Genomic DNA, 16,171 nt, shown 5'->3' with positions numbered 1-16,171 from the left:
TTCAGAGCTTGGCCAGGGCTCGATCAAGCCGATGAAGGGCCTGGTTTAACTCCCGGCGGCTGATCACTAAAGGCGGCACAAAACGCACCACTTGGGCACCGGCGGGCACCAATAGCAAACCTTCAGCCATTGCWGCTTTTACCAGTTCTGCTGCGGTTATCGCCCCATCCCGCAGCAATAAACCTTGAATTAACCCCCAGCCCCTTTCGCCACTTAATAGCTGGGGCCACTTAGCCACCCTTTGGCTGAGGCCATCCCGCAGCTGTTCGCCGCGTTGCTGCACATTAAAAAGCAATTGACGGCGATCCAGTTCCTTTGCAACGGTTAAGGCGGCCCTGCAGGCAAAGGGGTTGCCACCAAAGGTGCTGGCATGGTCGCCCGGTTCAAATACGGCGCAGTGGTTTTTAACGGCCAAAGCACCGATGGGAATACCACCCCCTAAACCCTTGGCAATGGTGAAAGCATCAGGTTCGATGCCCAGCTGTTCATAGCCCCAGAGGCTGCCGCTGCGCCCCATCCCCACTTGCACCTCATCAGAGATAAGTAGCAGTTGATGTTGGCTGCATAGCTGCCGCAGTTCTTTGAAAAAGGCTGGATTGCCAGGCACCACTCCCCCTTCTCCCTGGAGGGGTTCAATCAAAACCGCAACAGCCCGATCGCAATGCTGTTGAAGGCTGCTTTTAAAACTATCGATGTCGTTGTAGGTGAAATAGGCAAAGCCATCGGGTAGGGGCTCAAAGCCGCGGTGATATTTGTCTTGGCCGGTGGCGGTAACGGCAGCGAGGGTGCGGCCATGGAAACTGGCCCTTGCACTCAGCACTAAGGGGCGCTCAATTTGCTTTTTGCTGTGGCCGTATTTACGGGCCAATTTGATCGCTGCTTCATTCGCTTCCGCGCCTGAATTGCAGAAAAAAAGCTGATCAGCGCAGCTGTGCTCCTGCAACCAGGTTGCTAGTTCCTCTTGTTCAGGAATTTCATAAAGGTTGGAAACATGCTGCAATTTGCTCAATTGCCTGGTTAGGGCTTGGCGCAGGCGCGGATTGCTGTGGCCAAGGCTGCAGGTGGCGATCCCGGCAACGCAATCCAAATACCACTTGCCATCACTGGCTTTTAGCCATACGCCCCTACCTTTTTCAATTTTTAAGGGGTAACGGCCATAGGTGGCCATCACAGCGGTAGATTTAGGGCTTGGGGGCATGGCGGAATTGGTAGACGCAGCGCACTCAAAATGCGCCGGCTTCGGCTTTGTCRGTTCGAGTCCGACTGCCCCCATCAAGCGTAGGTTCGCTTAATCGAGGCACCTACTGCATTTAGCTTGCCTTCTAGGTTGTCGTAGCCGCGATCCAGGTGTTGTAAACCCTGCACTGATGTGGTGCCATCTGCAGCTAAACCAGCGAGCACCATCGCAGCAGCTGCCCTTAGATCGCTGCCGGTAACAGGGGCGCCGCTAAGCCGAGCCACACCTTCCACAAAGGCGGTGTTGCCTTGGGTGCGGATATCAGCTCCCATCCTTTGCAGATCACCCACATGTTGGAGGCGGTTTTCAAAAATCGCTTCAGTGATCACACTGGAGCCCTCGGCAGTGGCCAGCAAGCTCATAAATGGAGCCTGCAAATCGGTGGGGAACCCTGGAAATGGTTGGGTGCGCAGATCAACGGCATTAATGCGATCTGCCTTGATCGTTATGCCGATGCCATCGTTATTAAGTTGGCAACCACATTCCTCAAGCTTGCTGATAACAGCCCCTAAGTGCTCTGGAATTACAGGTGTTACCCGTAAACAGGAGCGGGTGATCGCACCAGCAAGCAAGAGGGTGCCCGCCTCAATGCGATCTGGAATAACCATGTAGTTGGCACCATGGAGTTTCTCCATGCCCACGATCGTGATGGTGGGTGTGCCAGCGCCACGAACCCTGCCACCCATGGCGATGATCAAGCCAGCTAAATCAATTACCTCTGGTTCCTGGGCGGCATTTTCAATCACCGTTTCGCCATCCGCCAAGGCGGCGGCCATCATTAATGTTTCGGTGGCGCCAACGCTGGGGCAATCGAGGTAGATGCGTCCACCAGTTAGGCGGTGGCCGCGGCCTGGCACCACCGCAGACACAACACCATGTTCAATCGTTACCTGGGCGCCTAGGGCCTTTAAACCTTTTACGTGCTCCACCACCGGGCGGGCGCCGATTTTGCAACCCCCAGGCAATGGCACCCGCGCTACCCCGAGGCGGGCAAGCAGGGGGCCGATGCAAAAAAAGCTTGCCCTAAGGCTGTTTACAAGTTCGTAGGGCGGCGAAATATGGCTGAGGTGATTTGCTTGCAGTTCAACCCAATCGGAGCCGCGTTCGATTTGAACGCCAAGGGCGGCAAGGATATCGGCCATGCCACCGATATCAGAAAGGGCTGGCATATTGCGCAGCCGCAAGCTGTTTTCGGTTAATAAACTGGCGGCCATTAAAACGAGGGCCGAGTTTTTTGCGCCGCTAACCCTCACTTCGCCTTCCAGTTTTTTGCCGCCGCGAATCTCTAATTGGGGAACAAGAAGCTGCTGAGACGGTATGAGGGTTGCTGTCATGGAGGCTGCCGTCTGCGCACCACATAATGACAATCAAGTTTGAGACCGTCTAGACGGCCGGCCACCGAACTGTCTTGGTTGTTAATGGTTGGGGCGGTTTGGTTGTGGGTTATGGTTTGGGGCTGCCGTGTTTTACGGCAACGCCAGCGGATGTGGCGGAATTGGTAGACGCGCTAGTTTCAGGTACTAGTGGCAGCAATGTCGTGGGAGTTCAAGTCTCCCCATCCGCATTTCTTTCTTTAATTGCTAGCTAGAACTGTGGATTGTTGCCATCCTTTATGGGTGTGATATCTCAGATGCGGTGATCGTTCTCAAAATCAGCAATGCATCGGATTTGGTTGCTTCAAAGGTTGGCAGGTTTTTAGAAATGCTCACCCCCGATGGCCTTGATGAAGCCAAGGTGGAGGAGGAGGTAATCAAAAAGCTTGTTGAAAACCTGCGGGCAGAGGGCATTCGTGGTTCGGTGGCATCTGTAAAAGGGCTAGACCTCTCAAGCGATGGCCTAAAGCTGAAAACAGACCTACATATGCGTCGTTTTGAGGAGATATAAATCCTGGCCACTGAAATAATTACAAGTAGGCGCAATCCACTTGTTGCCAAGTTGCGGGCTCTGCATCAAGCCAAGGGCAGGAGGGAGCAGGGCCTAATCCTGTTAGAGGGCACCCATCTGCTGCAGGAATGTGGGCGGCTGCAATTAAAACTGCAGCTGATCTGTGCCACCACAGCCTGGGGCCAGCGCCATCCCGATTTATTGCAATTAGCCCCTTGCCAACCGGTTAGCCCTGAGGTGTTGGCGGCCATGGCCAGCACCGAAAGCCCCGATGGTGTGGTGGCTTTATTAGCTGCGCCCAAGGATGAAACCGAGCTGGCTGAGCTGGATTTAGCGCCTAGGCCCCTCCTGCTTGGCCTTGATCGGGTGCAGGATCCAGGCAACATGGGAACGATTTTGCGCACTGCCCTTGCGGCAGGCGTTGATCAGGTTTGGTTGGGCGCTGGCGCCGATCCATGGCAACCAAAGGTTTTACGCGCCTCTGCTGGTGCTTCATTGCAATTAGCAATGCGCCGCTACCCAAATTTGGAAGCTGGCCTTGCCCTTGCTTTGAACTCCGGGCTGCAGGTTTTAGCGGCGGTGCAGCAGGGCGGAAAGCCCTATTGGGCTGTGGATTGGCAATTGCCAAGTTTGTTATTGCTTGGCAATGAGGGCAGTGGCCTAGCTGCCAACCTTTTGGAGGGCGTTCAATTGGTAACCATTCCCCATGGCAATCGGGTGGAATCTTTAAATGTGGCAGTGGCGGCAGGCTTGCTTTTGATGGAGCGGAACAGGCAAAAACTAATGGCGGGCCATGGCAGGGGAGAATCATCCATAGCTGAGCCACACCCTTGACCGCTGCAAAGGGATCCCAAAACAATTTCGATTACGACTTGATCGTGATTGGCGCTGGATATGGCGGCTTTGATGCCGCAAAACATGCTGCCGACCATGGCTTGCGCACGGCAATTATTGAAAAAGGCGACATGGGTGGCACCTGCGTTAACCGCGGCTGTGTGCCTTCTAAGGCGCTGTTAGCTGCCAGTGGCAAGGTGCGAGAACTTAGTGATGCTGGCCACCTAGCCCAATTTGGGATCAAAACAAGCGGCCATAGTTTTGATCGCCAGGCCATTGCAAACCATGCCAATCAATTAGTGGCAAATATCCGCGAAAATCTCACCAAAACCCTTGAGCGAGCTGGGGTATCAATCCTCAGGGGTGAAGGGCGGATGCAGGGAAGCCAGCAGGTGGCATTGCGCCAACTGGATGGCATCGAAAGGTTGCTCACGGCAAAAGATGTGGTGCTTGCCAGTGGTTCAGACCCCTTCGTGCCCCCGGGTATTACAACCGATGGCTCAACGGTATTTACAAGTGAYGATGCAATCAAATTAGAAAGCTTGCCCCCTTGGCTTGCAATTATCGGCAGTGGATATATCGGCCTTGAATTTGCTGATGTGTATACAGCGCTWGGTTGTGAAGTAACGATGATTGAAGCCTTAGATCGAGTGATGCCTACATTTGATCCAGATATTGCAAAACTAGCAGCCCGCAAACTAATTGACGGCCGCGATATTGAAACAAAGGTTGGTGTTTTTGCTAGTAAGGTTGTCCCCGGGAATCCGGTGCGGATTGAATTAATTGATGCCAATAGCAAGGAATTAGTTGAGGTGTTGGAAGTTGATGCGGTGCTGGTGGCCACCGGCCGCGTTCCAACCAGTAAAGATCTAAATCTTGCTGCCGTTGGTGTAGAAACCAACCGTGGTTTCATACCCGTTGATGATCAGATGCGGGTGCTGGCGAATGCTGAGCCGGTACCCCACCTATGGGCCGTTGGTGATGTAACAGGAAAGATGATGCTTGCCCACACGGCTGCAGCCCAGGGGGCTGTTGCTGTAGATAATATCTTGGGCCATCAACGCCAGATTGATTACCGCTCAATTCCAGCKGCTACCTTCACCCATCCRGAGATCAGTTCCGTTGGTTTAAGTGAAGTTGAGGCTAAGGCATTAGCAGTGGAGGCTGGTTTTGAATTGGGTACGGTGCGCAGTTATTTCAAGGCTAATTCCAAGGCATTAGCGGAATTAGAAAGTGATGGGATCATGAAGTTGTTATTTAATAAGGGCACKGGTGAAGTGCTCGGTGCCCATATTTATGGTCTCCATGCCGCTGATTTGATTCAGGAGGTTGCAAATGCAGTAGCCAGGCGKTTAAGTGTGAAGCAATTAGCTAATGAAGTTCATACCCATCCAACCCTTAGTGAAGTGGTAGAAGTTGCCTATAAACAGGCGGCTATGGCAGTGGCAGGTTGAGTTATGCAGATCCGCCGTAAACCACCAAGCCCCAAGGTGCGGGTTTCATATCTTGAATATGGTGTGCCCCTGCCGGATGAAAAGCCCCAACACATTCTTGAGGAGATTGTGTGGGCAAAAGATCGTGAAATTRCTATCGCAAGGGAGMGAGTGCCACTTGCAAAACTGAAGGAGCAAGTTGCTTTATTGCCAGCACCTTTAGATTTTGTGGCGGCTTTAAAAGCAGCCTGCCTTAAGCCCGCAGTGATTGCTGAAATTAAAAAGGCCAGCCCCAGTAAAGGTGTAATCCGGGAAAATTTTGATCCGGTTGCAATCGCAAAAGAATATGCAAGTGCAGGTGCCAGCTGCATCTCAGTTTTAACTGATAAGCAATTCTTCCAGGGTGGTTTTGATGTGCTTGTGCAGGTGCGCGAAGTTGTGAACCTGCCGCTGCTATGCAAAGAATTCATTCTTTCCCCCTATCAGCTTTATCAAGCGCGAGCAGCTGGCGCTGATGCAGTGCTGCTGATTGCAGCAATCCTCAGCGATCAAGATTTGGCTTATTTGCTAAAAGCAGCCAAGGCGCTACAGCTGGCGGTGTTGCTTGAGGTGCATAACGCTGAGGAACTCCAGCGAGCACTTGCCCTTGATGGGGTGCAACTTATTGGTATTAATAATCGCGATCTGGCTAGTTTTCACACTGATCTAGCCACCACTGAACAACTCACCGCAATTTATGGTTCGCAAATCCGTGCTAAGGGTTGCCTGCTTGTGAGTGAATCCGGTTTATTCAGCCGTGATGATCTTGATCGCGTTCAAACTGCTGGTGCTGATGCTGTTTTGGTAGGTGAAGCGTTGATGCGAGAAGAGCACATAGCGGATGCWTTGCAAGCTTTGATTCATGGCWGTKAGATCTAATTAATTACGTGATTTAGATAGCCAAATTCTCCAGTTGCAGCCSAGTTATATATTAGTAGAAAGCGCAAAAAAAACAAGCAATGRTTGCATTTATAGGTTGCTATTTTTTAATTAGGATTGCCTTTSARAAATCTAGTAGTTACTGATAYGCCCATTTTGGCAATCTGTATTAATGCTTTCTGGCGATTATTCACTCCCAAGCGTGTAAGAAGCTGRCCGCTATAGGTTTGAACACTKCGCACGGAAAGATTTAGCTGTTCGGCCACTTCGCGATTGCTAAGTCCTAAAACATAGGCCTCCAAAAGCTGCTGTTCCCGCAGGCTTAATACAACACGGCTGGAAGCTGATTGATCAATRGGCTGGGAGATTTGATTAAGATAATTTTCWACCGAAGGGCTACGGTATGTGGTGCCGGCAACCATAGCCATTAAACCTTGTACTAAAGGATTATTCGGCAAGAAAATGTCTGCGTCTGCWACGATTACATCAGGGTCAATTTTTGTGTAATCTTCCAACAYATTTAAGCTATCAATTAATATGTAAGACCTTGTATTTGGGCGCGATTGAGATATATATTGAGCTAGTTCTGCGAATTCAAGTTGCTCGCCYCTCTCATGGATAAAAACAAATCCAGGWTTAACTTCRKYTAGCAAATYAATRGCYTGGGCWGAYGATTTTGCGGCACCACGAAAATCTTTAGTTATTTTAACCGCCTTGTATCCCGYRRCAAACTCGAAATTGCTTTTGCCAACAASAATAAATGAGGGATCAAACTCCCTTGAGAGGCAGGCAAGCAAAAACCTRGCTTCGCCAATGATAAATAGTTTTTTAAAATCCTCCAATGGAACCCTTGCCCCGTTGTTATCTTCAGAAACTAAGGRKGGTKGCTTTCGATTCATAACAGCCGGGCATCACTTCATGYAAGCCTGCYCACGTTAGGGTATTTACGAAATGGCAGCTATGAAAAAACCCCGCCTTGGCGGGGTTTTCAGGGTTATTTGGAGCGGAACAGGTTTGAGCTCTGGTAATTAAACCTTGCGTGAATAGAATTCCACCACAAGTAGTTCGTTGATTTCAAGGGCTACCCATTCCCTTTCACATCTACCAGTTACCTTKGCCACCATTTTGGTTTTTTCAAATTCCAGATGAGGTGGAATATTGGCAAGGCCAGGGAAAGCAAGGTTGGTTTCTGCCAGCTGTTTGCTGGGTTTTGTTTCACGCACTGCCACCACATCACCGGCCCGGCATTGATAACTGGGAATATCAACCACCCGTCCATTAACGGTTATGTGGCCGTGGTTCACCAATTGGCGGGCACCGGGGATTGTGGGCCCAAGGCCAAGGCGGAAACAAACATTGTCGAGGCGACCTTCCAGCAGCTTGAGAAGATTGGTACCCGTTGAACCCTCTTGGGCYCGGGCCTTCTTCACGTAGCGAACGAGCTGCCGTTCGGAAATGCCGTAGTTGAAGCGCAGCTTTTGCTTTTCTTCTAGGCGGATGGCGTATTCGGAGCGCTTGCGACGGGCTTGGCCGTGCTGACCTGGTGGATAAGCCCGCTTAGCAGACTTACGGGTGAGACCGGGAAGGTCCCCCAAGCGCCGCGTCACCCTTAATCGAGCACCGCGGTAACGAGACATAAATGAAAAAACCGTCAGGATGGAAATTGACCAACCATTGCCTCACYTAAGTGTGCAAGGAAACAGCTAACCAATCCAATAGCTTAGCYCCAAGCCGGAACCCCATCAGTTGGTTGCTCCTRGCATTAATAAGCTTCTATCAAAGGCTGATCTCCCCYCTGCTCGGCCCACCCCGCTGTCGTTTTGTGCCCAGTTGCAGTGGCTATGCCCGAGAAGCGATCGAACGCCATGGCCCYTGGCGTGGTTGTTGGCTCAGTTTGCGCCGCTTTTTGCGCTGTCATCCCTTCAGTGCCGGTGGTTTTGATCCGGTGCCGGAATGAAATTGCTGTTATTCACCCGTCAAGGCTGTTGCCTTTGCGTTGGCCTAGAAGAACGCCTGCGGGAATTGGCCAATCCGCCTGAGTTGGAGCTGCTTGATGTGGATTCCAATCCCAATCTTCAAGCCAAATATGGTTTGGAAGTGCCGCTTTTAAGCCACAACGGCGAGTTGCTGGCCAGGGTGCCCCCCAGGTTGCAGGGGGATCGCTTAGCCCAATGGCTGCAAAAACAAATAGCAAGCCAAGAATTAGCCTAAAACCACTAGAAGTTTTTGTTCCCTAGCCATGGCTGAGGCCCCCCCCCTAGGCAGGTTGCACCAGCTGTTGAGAGATGCCGGCCTCAGTGTGCCCGCCCTATTACCTAACCCCTTGATTTGCGATGTAACTTGCGATTCCCGCCGGGTGGGCGCTGGCACCTTATTTATTGGTTTACCCGGCGCCAAAGTTGATGGCGGCAGTTTTTGGCGGGCGGCATTGCAATCAGGTGCCACCGCCACTGTTATTGGCCCTGCCGCAGCCCAGGCTGATCCCCCTGCCCCCKGTGATCCCGTTTTAGTGGTGGCAGATCCGGTGGCTGAGGTGGCGGGCAGGATAGCTGCCGCTTTCTGGGCTGAGCCCAGCAGCCACCTGAGTTTGATTGGTGTAACTGGCACCAATGGCAAAACCACCACCACCTTTTTGATCGAACACCTGGCCGCTAAAGCTGGTTTGAGCACTGCCTTGTTTGGCACCTTGGCCAACCGCTGGCCCGGTTGCAATATCACCGCCACCCACACCACACCATTCGCTGATCAGTTGCAGGCCCAGTTGGCAGCAGCTCTAGCCACTGGTGTTCAGCTAGCTGCCATGGAGGTGAGTTCYCATGCCTTGCATCAGCAACGCGTAGCCGGTTGCAACTTTAGCGGCGCTGTGTTCACAAACCTCAGCCAGGATCATCTTGATTACCACCCATCCCTAGAGGCCTATTACGAAGCCAAGGCAATGCTATTTGAACCTATTTACCTAAAAGGTATGGCGGTAATTAATAGCGATGATCACCATGGCAAACGCCTGGCAGCACATTTAGCCGCCAAATGTTGGCGTAGTTCCTTGCTGGATCCCACCGCTGAATTATTTATGGACGCTTTGCAATTCAGCGCAGCTGGTGTTGCAGGTGTGATCCATAGCCCTAAAGGTGCCGCCGCTTTTCAATCACCGCTGGTGGGCCGTTTCAATCTGATGAACCTGCTGCAGGCGGTTGGTGTGTTGCTGCAGCAGGGGGTTGAATTGGAATTACTGCTCCAGGGTTTGCACAGTTTTCAGGGGGTACCTGGCCGGATGGAACGGGTGTCCCATGGCCCCGGCCAACCTGCTGTTTTGGTTGATTACGCCCACACACCAGATGGTTTGGCAAATGCTTTAGGTGCATGTAAACCTTTTGCGCAAGGCCGTTTGATTTGTTTATTTGGTTGCGGCGGTGATCGCGACCGTGGCAAACGCCCCTTAATGGGTGAAATCGCAGCTCGCCTTGCTGATCAAGTGGTACTCACCTCCGATAATCCCCGTACGGAAGATCCCCAGCAAATACTCAACGACGTGTTGGCGGGCATGCCAGCTGGCAGCAACATGATTGTGGAACCTGATCGTGGCTTAGCAATACAAAAGGCGATCGCCCTTGGTGGCTCTGGTGATTTAGTGCTAATTGCCGGYAAGGGCCATGAGGATTATCAAATTATCGGCACTGAAAAAAGTCATTTCAGCGACAGGGARGAAGCCGCCCGGTTTCTTGCTCAGCAAGCTATTAATTAATTAGCAGTTTCAATTTCTCKAGCATCACTTTCATCCACCAATGCATCCGCCACGTATTCAATCAGYCGTAGAAGTGCCTGCTTGTTACCAGAGCGGGTTTCTGCAAACATCTCTTGGATGTGGCTAGTGGGCAATCCGGTTTCAAACAAGATYCGCACCACACGGAAATTGGCATCTGGTCGCTCGGGGCTCAAAGCCGCAACAACCATCTCCTCGCCAAGGGCAAATGCATTAAATAAGAGCACCTCTGGATCATCACTCGGCTCTACCACCGAGAGCGGGTGCAGAAAACTGGCCTGCGCCTCGTACAACATGGGAGTTCCCCCAAGTGGCGCAACCTTAGGACCTCATCCGCCTTTGCTGATGTTCGCTAGGTGCTCTAGCAACAGATCGATTTCAGCCTCCGTGCTGGTGAYATGGGTGCAGGCCCTCAGGCAGGCAGGATCRTCCAGGCTGCGTAAATGCAGGCCGGCATCAGCTAGGTAGTTCACCAGCTCCGCTGGCTTTTGGTTGTGCATTCGAAAGCTCACCAGGCCGCTTTGGGGTGGCCCCGCCTCCAGCAACGGCTCCACTCCCTCAATGGTGGTTAAGCCGTGCCAGAGCCTGCWGCTCAGCCCGCAGATGCGGCCATGGCGCTGGCCTGCATCACCGCAGTTTTCTAGTAGTTGCAGAGATCTCCGCAGGCCAGCCCCGAGGGGAACACAGCTTGTGGCCACTTCAAAACGTCTGCCATCTTTATGCCAGYTGCTGCTGCCTTCGCTTTCATTGCTCAGGCTGCGCCAACCGATCAGCGTGGGGTTTGMTTCTGCTAGAASCCGCTCTGAAAGCACCACTGCCCCTAAACCTTCAGGCCCGCAACACCATTTGTGGCCTGTAAACGCGTAGATATCAGCTTGGGCCGCCGCATCACCCAGCTCAAGGCTGCCCACCGATTGGGCGGCATCAACCAACAACCAAGGCTGGTTTTGCTTTGCTTGCAGCTGTTGCGCTACCGCCGCAATKGGCATCACAACTCCCGTATTCCAGAGCAGATGGGATAAMACCACCAAGCGGGTGCGRGCTTGCAATCCTTGGTTCAGCGCCTCCAGCAGCTCCCTATCGCTGCGCACCTGTTGCACAGGAAAAAAATCAATGGCCAAACCCTGGCGCCTAGCAAGTTCACGGCAGGCAGCCACCACCCCGGGGTGTTCTGCGTTGCTAATTAGRAGGCGATCACCAGCTTCAAAGGGCAGGCCCCATAGGGGTAAAACGCAGCCGCTGCTCACATTTTCMGTGAGTGTTATCCGCTGGGGTGGCACCCCACATAATTGGCTCAGGGCCTTGCGTAAGGCGGAAAGTTCAAGGTTTAACCAGGGCCACACATCACGGCCAAAGGGACCMAGTTGCTGCAATTTTTGCCAGCAGGCCACCATGGCCGCCAAGGAGTCATTTGGTAATGGGCCTTGGCCGCCGTAATTGAAATAATGCTTGCCCGTGAGGGCAGGCATTTGCTGCCGCAGAGTGAGGCTCAATGCTTCAGAGCATCTGACCCACAGCTACTGCAGCAACTGCAGAAAACAATGTGATACCGAGGGCTGTGATCGGTGATTGACCTTGGGCTACGGCCAAGGTGGTGATCACGCCAGCACCAAGGGCAGCAACGGCCAATTGATTGGTGAGTTCAGCGCGGTTTGGGGGAAGATTCAGCTTCATCGCAGCCTGCCGGTGGTGTTAATAAAAAGACCGTAGGCAGAAGTGCCAGGGAACACTTGACAAAAGCTTTKCTTCTTTACTCTCCGCAATGTAAATACATCTGAATTTATATATTTGCGCCCTAGCAAGCKGGCCTTGCTCTGCCTTCTCTTGCCCATTGCTGCAGCCGCTCCAGCGGTTCTCGAGCAGTGCGGCTTAGGGGCACCAGATCGGCGGCAGCGGCGATCAGATCCGCTTCGCCAAATTCGCGCCCTTCACTAAAGGCCACCAACATTGCCTCAAGAACCACCTGTTCCAATTCGGCACCYGAGAAGCCAGCGCAGCGATCCACGAGCGTGTCGAGTGGGATCAGGTGTTGGGGCCGGCGCCTGCGCAGGTGCAGGTTGAGGATTTGACGCCTTTCCTCGGCTTCAGGCAGGTTTAAAACAAACAGCTCATCGAAACGGCCCTTTCGCAACAGTTCCGGCGGCAATTTATCGATTGCATTTGCRGTTGCCACAACAAAAACGGGGCTGCTTTTTTCTGCCATCCAAGTGAGCAGCGTTGCTAATACCCTTTGGCTTGTGCCGCCATCACTGCGGCCATCCAAACTAAAACCTTTATCGATTTCATCGATCCAAAGGATGCAAGGGGCCATGGCCTCCGCCGTACGGATCATGTCGCGGCTGCGGGCTTCACTGGCTCCCACCAGGCCGGCAAATAGGCGCCCTAAATCAAGGCGCAGCAGMGGCATTCCCCAACTGTGGGCAATTGCTTTTGCCGTTAACGACTTACCAGTGCCTTGGGGACCCACCAGCAGCACCCCCCTGGGATTGGGCAGCCCATAGCTCTGTGCTTCTGCTGTGAAAGCAAGCCGGCGCCTTTCCAGCCAAAGTTTTAATTGATCTAAACCACCAATTTCACTGGGATCAGCATCGGCGGGGCAGTATTCGAGTAGATCGCTGCGGGCTAGGGCGAGTCTTTTTTCCTCCAACACATCGCTTAGGTCGGCGGCATCTAGTCGGCCGTGGCGGGCTAAAGCCCTAGCCGCCAATTGCCTAATCCTTTGCTCCGGCAGGCCCCTACAGCTGCGCACCAGTAGTTCCAGGGCTTGGGGCTCCAGGGGGCTGCCAGCTGCGATGCCAATGCCRCCAAGGAGGGCACGAATTTCAGTTGCATCCGGCAATGGCAATTCCAACACCGTTACGGTGGCCTCCAATTCCCGCGGCAATTGCAGATCSGGAGCGGCGATTACCAAGGTGCGCGGTTGTTGGCATAGCTCCACCGCCAGGTTGCGCAGGCGCCTGCAGATGGCGCTGTCGTCTACAAAGCGATGGAAATCAAGCAGCAGCAACAGGCCTGGGTTACCTGATGGCAATAGATCAAGGCTGTCTAGGGCCGCTAGCGGTTGGCGGGCGGCGGCACCAGCGTGGTTTGGTAAACCCTGCAAACCAGCAACAAAATCCCAACGCAGCAATGGCCGTTGCTCYAAACCTTGGGCCACCTGTTGCAGTAAACGCACCAGGCGTTCCTCCTCYTGCTGGCGTATCCAMAGGATTGGCGTGCGGCTGCGGATCAATAGATCAAGTTGAGCGATCCAGGCGGCGCTCATGGTTTTTCGCTTAACTCCCCTAAAGCTGCCCAGCGGGGGTCAACGGCCTTTGGTTCATGGTTGATTTGGTTRACCATGATGCCGCTGCAGTTGAAATCACAAAGGCGCTTAAGCGGTAATTGCAGGCTTAGCTGTTCAAATAACCATTGATYGCCATCAAAACTGGCTTCTGGATYAAGGCTTTCCACGGCACCATCCAATTCAGYATTCAAGCCGCTATCTAAATTTGAGCCAACCGCAATTAATTCCTCGGCGTGGGCCTTAAGCCGATAACTAAAAGTTTTTAAGCAGCGATCACAACAGAGTTCCACCAAGGTGGAGCCAGAGCCACTCACCTGCAGTTCAGAACCACTCAATTGCGCTTGCACCCAGCCTTTAACCGGTTCAAGGCTATCGAGCTGGCTAAGGGKGTAATCGATTTGCCAGCGTTTTGCCACCCCTAGCAAACGCAGTTCCCKTAATGGGATCGGCTTCATTAGCGCTTCCCTTTTGGTTCAAATGGCAAGCGCTCCGATGAAATCGCAGTGGCACTTGCCGTTACCGTTTGCTGRGACATCTGTTGATCGAGAATTGCCTGGAGATTTTCAGGCAGGGGTTCACGGATAAGMACAAAGGTTTGGARCGCTTGGAAAATATTGGCGATCACCATATARAGCAGCACCCCAGCGGGCAGGGGGAAAAACAAAAACATGCCCGTGATCATCACCGGTGTGATCTTGTTGGCGGTGGCCTGTTGAGGGTTAGCCGGCATCCCCCAGCCGGAAAGGATTTGGGAAAGGAAAAGGCTGATGCCAAAACCAGCCACAAGCCCTGCAATATCCCAATTCACTTGGCCATCGGTGCGAATCCCAACCTGGCCAAGGGCCTTGATAAAGAGGAAGCCGCTGCGGGCAGCTAAACCGGGGATTTTCACCTCAACGGTGGCATCACCGGGGCTGAGCGCTTTCAAGCTGCCATCCGCCGCCAGGGAAACCACGCCATCGCCTTTTGTGAGCTTCCATTGGGGGCTCATGTCGATCGTTGGTGTGAGCCGCTGCTCCACGGCCTCAAGGCTTTCGCTGCCGTCTTTGGTTTGCAATAAAACCTTGGCCTGTTCGCCAACGCCAAGGCGATTACCACCCGGCAGGGCAGCTACCACGGGAATGTGGTTTGTTTCGGTGATGAAAATCGAATGGCTRGCACTGGCAAATGGTTTGGCCTCTACGGAAGCCACCTGATCAGCTGGAACCACCTTCACATTGAAGGTGTAGGGCACATCGGCAAAGGGTGATCCCCGCAGGGTGGCAAACAGGGCAAACAAAATCGGCATCTGCACCACTAGGGGCAGGCAGCCCGCCAGGGGACTGCCGAATTCCTTCATTAATTTGCCCAGTTCCTCCTGCTGCTTTTGGGGATTGCTGGCGAATTTGGCGCGGATTTCAGCCTGGCGCTTTTGCATCACCGGTTGGGCAATGCGCATGCGGCGGGCATTACGRATCGAACCAGCACTCAAAGGGAATAGGGCCAGGCGAATCACCACCGTGAGGGCAATGATTGCAAGGCCGTAGCTGGGCACTAGTCCATAGAAGAAATCAAGGATTGGCAGCAGCAGGTTGTCGGAGATGTAACCGATCACAGGCGATTAAGGGCGGTGGGAATGTATGTGGTGTGAGTGTGCCCGAGCGCGGGCTCAGCTTCAGCTGGCTACGGCAAAACCGCTGGGGGGAGTGCTGCTGCGGCTTTGGCTATCCATGCGTTCTTTGATAAATGCTTCAACYTCCCTAAACCTAGGTACGGCGCGCATTTCCAGCCGCGCTCCATCGTTGAGTAGAAGGCACATGTCCCCCCAGGCACCAAAGCCCCTGGCCACAGCGCGCACTTCTTTGATTTGGCTGTAGGTGACCTGGCTGCGATCCCTACCCAGCCAGCCACCAGTWACCGATACCCGGCGGCTGGTGATTCGAAACCTCAGCCATAGGGCCCGCACGATGGCCCCCACCGCAAAAGGCAGGCCAATCAAGGTAATTCCAAAAACCAAGTTCAAGATCAGGTCCCCTTTGGCTGGCCCGCCTTCATAGAAGAGTTCCTCCTGAAGGGTGATGGGGGGTGTTGTTGTCATCTAAAAAGCCTGCCTGTTGCAACACTGCTTGCCATTCTCTCAGTAGATCGTTGCMAGTGGCGGAACCCGCCTCTGGTTTGAGGCTTAACAGCAGCCAACTTTGAGGCCGAAGGCAGGGGGATTCCGGCTTTTCCCAGCGGTGGCACAAATCCACAAAACTCTGATGAAATTGACGCCTAAGCCGGTTGCGTTGCACAGCCCGCTTACTAACTTTGCTGCTGATCACAACAGCAAGGCGCAACTCCATTGCGGTGGAGGCCTCATCTGGTTTTAGAAGATTGGGTTTGGCAGCAGCYACCCTCAAAACCAWTAGAGAACCTCCGTAGTAACGGCGGCTTTGTTTATAGATGTAATCAAAAAGATTCTTGCCCCTGAGGCGGTGCCTTTGCGGGAGAACCACCTTAATTCACCAACCRAAAATTTGAATTTAAAGGCTTAAACCCAAKKGGATCACACCGCTAAGCGGGCGCGRCCACGCTTGCGGCGGGTGCGGATCAGGCGCCTGCCGGTGTGGGTGCGCATGCGCACGCGGAAGCCAGATACGCGCTTGCGCTTACGGCTGGTTCCTTCAAGGGTGCGCTTGGTCATGGGACTGGGCTGGGCTGTGGGCCAATTTCTAAGTTTACCAGCAAGCTTGCCTAGTTGGTAACTTCAATCACCCAGCTGCCCAAATAGCCGGCCATGGGGATATCTCCAGGGGCTTGGGCGAGGGCATTGAATTGGAACATTCCACCATTAACAG

At 53.3% G+C, this 16,171-nt stretch carries 21 protein-coding genes and 2 tRNA genes; 9 read left to right on the top strand and 14 right to left on the bottom strand.

From position 1 onward, the window contains the following. Nucleotide 1 precedes the first annotated feature (1 nt). Nucleotides 2-1,198 carry an aspartate aminotransferase family protein gene (locus C7K08_RS03415; protein ID WP_106499254.1) on the bottom strand — a complete coding sequence of 399 codons (1,197 nt, stop codon included), beginning with the start codon at nt 1,196-1,198 and terminating at the stop codon, nt 2-4. On the opposite strand from C7K08_RS03415, the gene C7K08_RS03410 reads away from it, so the two are divergent. Beyond that, nucleotides 1,191-1,272: transfer RNA gene (locus C7K08_RS03410), tRNA-Leu, on the top strand. The two genes, C7K08_RS03415 and C7K08_RS03410, sit on opposite strands and share 8 nt — an antisense overlap. Here C7K08_RS03410 and murA read toward each other — a convergent pair. Beyond that, nucleotides 1,273-2,571, bottom strand: coding sequence for a UDP-N-acetylglucosamine 1-carboxyvinyltransferase (murA, locus tag C7K08_RS03405; RefSeq protein WP_106499253.1), 1,299 nt, complete (start codon nt 2,569-2,571; stop codon nt 1,273-1,275). 146 nt (nt 2,572-2,717) lie between these two features. Between murA and C7K08_RS03400 the strand changes: the two genes are divergently transcribed. The 5 genes from C7K08_RS03400 to trpC all read left to right on the top strand — a co-directional run bounded on the left by C7K08_RS03400 (nt 2,718) and on the right by trpC (nt 6,306). After that, a tRNA-Leu gene (locus tag C7K08_RS03400) sits at nt 2,718-2,801 on the top strand. A 71-nt stretch (nt 2,802-2,872) separates the two neighbouring features. Then, nucleotides 2,873-3,121 carry a hypothetical protein gene (locus C7K08_RS03395; RefSeq protein WP_106499252.1) on the top strand — a complete coding sequence of 83 codons (249 nt, stop codon included), beginning with the start codon at nt 2,873-2,875 and terminating at the stop codon, nt 3,119-3,121. Continuing rightward, entirely contained in the window at nt 3,122-3,955 is an 834-nt protein-coding gene (locus C7K08_RS03390) for a TrmH family RNA methyltransferase (RefSeq protein ID WP_423218677.1), read from the top strand. It begins immediately after the preceding gene. After that, nucleotides 3,952-5,409: a dihydrolipoyl dehydrogenase gene (gene lpdA / locus C7K08_RS03385; protein WP_106499250.1), complete on the top strand. Its 1,458-nt coding sequence runs from the start codon at nt 3,952-3,954 to the stop codon at nt 5,407-5,409. Before C7K08_RS03390 ends, lpdA begins: the two co-directional genes overlap by 4 nt. Nucleotides 5,410-5,412: 3 nt before the next feature. Continuing rightward, entirely contained in the window at nt 5,413-6,306 is an 894-nt protein-coding gene (gene trpC / locus C7K08_RS03380; protein ID WP_106499249.1) for an indole-3-glycerol phosphate synthase TrpC, read from the top strand. A gap of 107 nt (nt 6,307-6,413) precedes the next feature. On the opposite strand, the gene C7K08_RS16780 is transcribed toward trpC, so the two are convergent. Further along, entirely contained in the window at nt 6,414-6,728 is a 315-nt protein-coding gene (locus C7K08_RS16780) for a response regulator transcription factor (RefSeq protein ID WP_423218676.1), read from the bottom strand. Between the two features lie 606 nt (nt 6,729-7,334). Then, nucleotides 7,335-7,943: a 30S ribosomal protein S4 gene (rpsD, locus tag C7K08_RS03370; protein WP_106499247.1), complete on the bottom strand. Its 609-nt coding sequence runs from the start codon at nt 7,941-7,943 to the stop codon at nt 7,335-7,337. Nucleotides 7,944-8,047: 104 nt separating this feature from the next. Between rpsD and yidD the strand changes: the two genes are divergently transcribed. The 3 genes from yidD to C7K08_RS03355 are packed head-to-tail and all read left to right on the top strand — an operon-like array spanning nt 8,048 to nt 10,048. Then, nucleotides 8,048-8,263, top strand: coding sequence for a membrane protein insertion efficiency factor YidD (yidD, locus tag C7K08_RS03365; RefSeq protein WP_390623240.1), 216 nt, complete (start codon nt 8,048-8,050; stop codon nt 8,261-8,263). After that, nucleotides 8,260-8,517 (top strand): glutaredoxin family protein, encoded by a 258-nt coding sequence (locus C7K08_RS03360; RefSeq protein ID WP_106499245.1) that lies wholly within the window; start codon nt 8,260-8,262, stop codon nt 8,515-8,517. The genes yidD and C7K08_RS03360 overlap by 4 nt, the downstream gene beginning before the upstream one ends. Before the next feature lie 28 nt (nt 8,518-8,545). Continuing rightward, on the top strand, nt 8,546-10,048 hold the full coding sequence (locus tag C7K08_RS03355) for a UDP-N-acetylmuramoyl-L-alanyl-D-glutamate--2,6-diaminopimelate ligase (protein WP_106499244.1): 1,503 nt from the start codon (nt 8,546-8,548) through the stop codon (nt 10,046-10,048). Here the strand turns inward: C7K08_RS03355 and C7K08_RS03350 are convergent. From C7K08_RS03350 to C7K08_RS03310, 10 genes are all read right to left on the bottom strand, one after another. Beyond that, on the bottom strand, nt 10,045-10,362 hold the full coding sequence (locus C7K08_RS03350) for a hypothetical protein (protein ID WP_106499243.1): 318 nt from the start codon (nt 10,360-10,362) through the stop codon (nt 10,045-10,047). The two genes, C7K08_RS03355 and C7K08_RS03350, sit on opposite strands and share 4 nt — an antisense overlap. 33 nt (nt 10,363-10,395) lie before the next feature. Further along, on the bottom strand, nt 10,396-11,535 hold the full coding sequence (locus C7K08_RS03345) for an aminotransferase class V-fold PLP-dependent enzyme (protein WP_106499280.1): 1,140 nt from the start codon (nt 11,533-11,535) through the stop codon (nt 10,396-10,398). Between the two features lie 28 nt (nt 11,536-11,563). Then, entirely contained in the window at nt 11,564-11,740 is a 177-nt protein-coding gene (locus C7K08_RS15945; protein WP_162842883.1) for a hypothetical protein, read from the bottom strand. A gap of 121 nt (nt 11,741-11,861) precedes the next feature. Beyond that, a complete protein-coding gene (locus C7K08_RS03340; RefSeq protein WP_106499242.1) occupies nt 11,862-13,331 on the bottom strand; it encodes an AAA family ATPase in 1,470 nt (489 codons plus the stop codon). After that, entirely contained in the window at nt 13,328-13,807 is a 480-nt protein-coding gene (locus tag C7K08_RS03335) for a YceD family protein (RefSeq protein ID WP_106499241.1), read from the bottom strand. Before C7K08_RS03335 ends, C7K08_RS03340 begins: the two co-directional genes overlap by 4 nt. Then, a complete protein-coding gene (gene yidC, locus C7K08_RS03330) occupies nt 13,807-14,946 on the bottom strand; it encodes a membrane protein insertase YidC (RefSeq protein ID WP_106499240.1) in 1,140 nt (379 codons plus the stop codon). Before yidC ends, C7K08_RS03335 begins: the two co-directional genes overlap by 1 nt. 60 nt (nt 14,947-15,006) lie before the next feature. Then, complete coding sequence (locus tag C7K08_RS03325; protein ID WP_106499239.1) at nt 15,007-15,429, bottom strand: PH domain-containing protein; 423 nt, start codon at nt 15,427-15,429, stop codon at nt 15,007-15,009. Next, on the bottom strand, nt 15,383-15,829 hold the full coding sequence (locus C7K08_RS03320) for a ribonuclease P protein component (protein WP_106499238.1): 447 nt from the start codon (nt 15,827-15,829) through the stop codon (nt 15,383-15,385). The genes C7K08_RS03325 and C7K08_RS03320 overlap by 47 nt, the downstream gene beginning before the upstream one ends. 50 nt (nt 15,830-15,879) lie before the next feature. Beyond that, on the bottom strand, nt 15,880-16,017 hold the full coding sequence (gene rpmH / locus C7K08_RS03315; RefSeq protein WP_106499237.1) for a 50S ribosomal protein L34: 138 nt from the start codon (nt 16,015-16,017) through the stop codon (nt 15,880-15,882). Between the two features lie 50 nt (nt 16,018-16,067). Beyond that, nucleotides 16,068-16,171 (bottom strand): DUF2808 domain-containing protein (locus C7K08_RS03310; protein ID WP_117434628.1); only part of this gene is annotated, 104 nt, incomplete at its 5' end.

Source organism: Synechococcus lacustris str. Tous, from assembly GCF_003011125.1.
Taxonomy (GTDB): domain Bacteria; phylum Cyanobacteriota; class Cyanobacteriia; order PCC-6307; family Cyanobiaceae; genus Synechococcus_D; species Synechococcus_D lacustris.
This window is presented reverse-complemented; position numbering and strand designations above follow the sequence as displayed.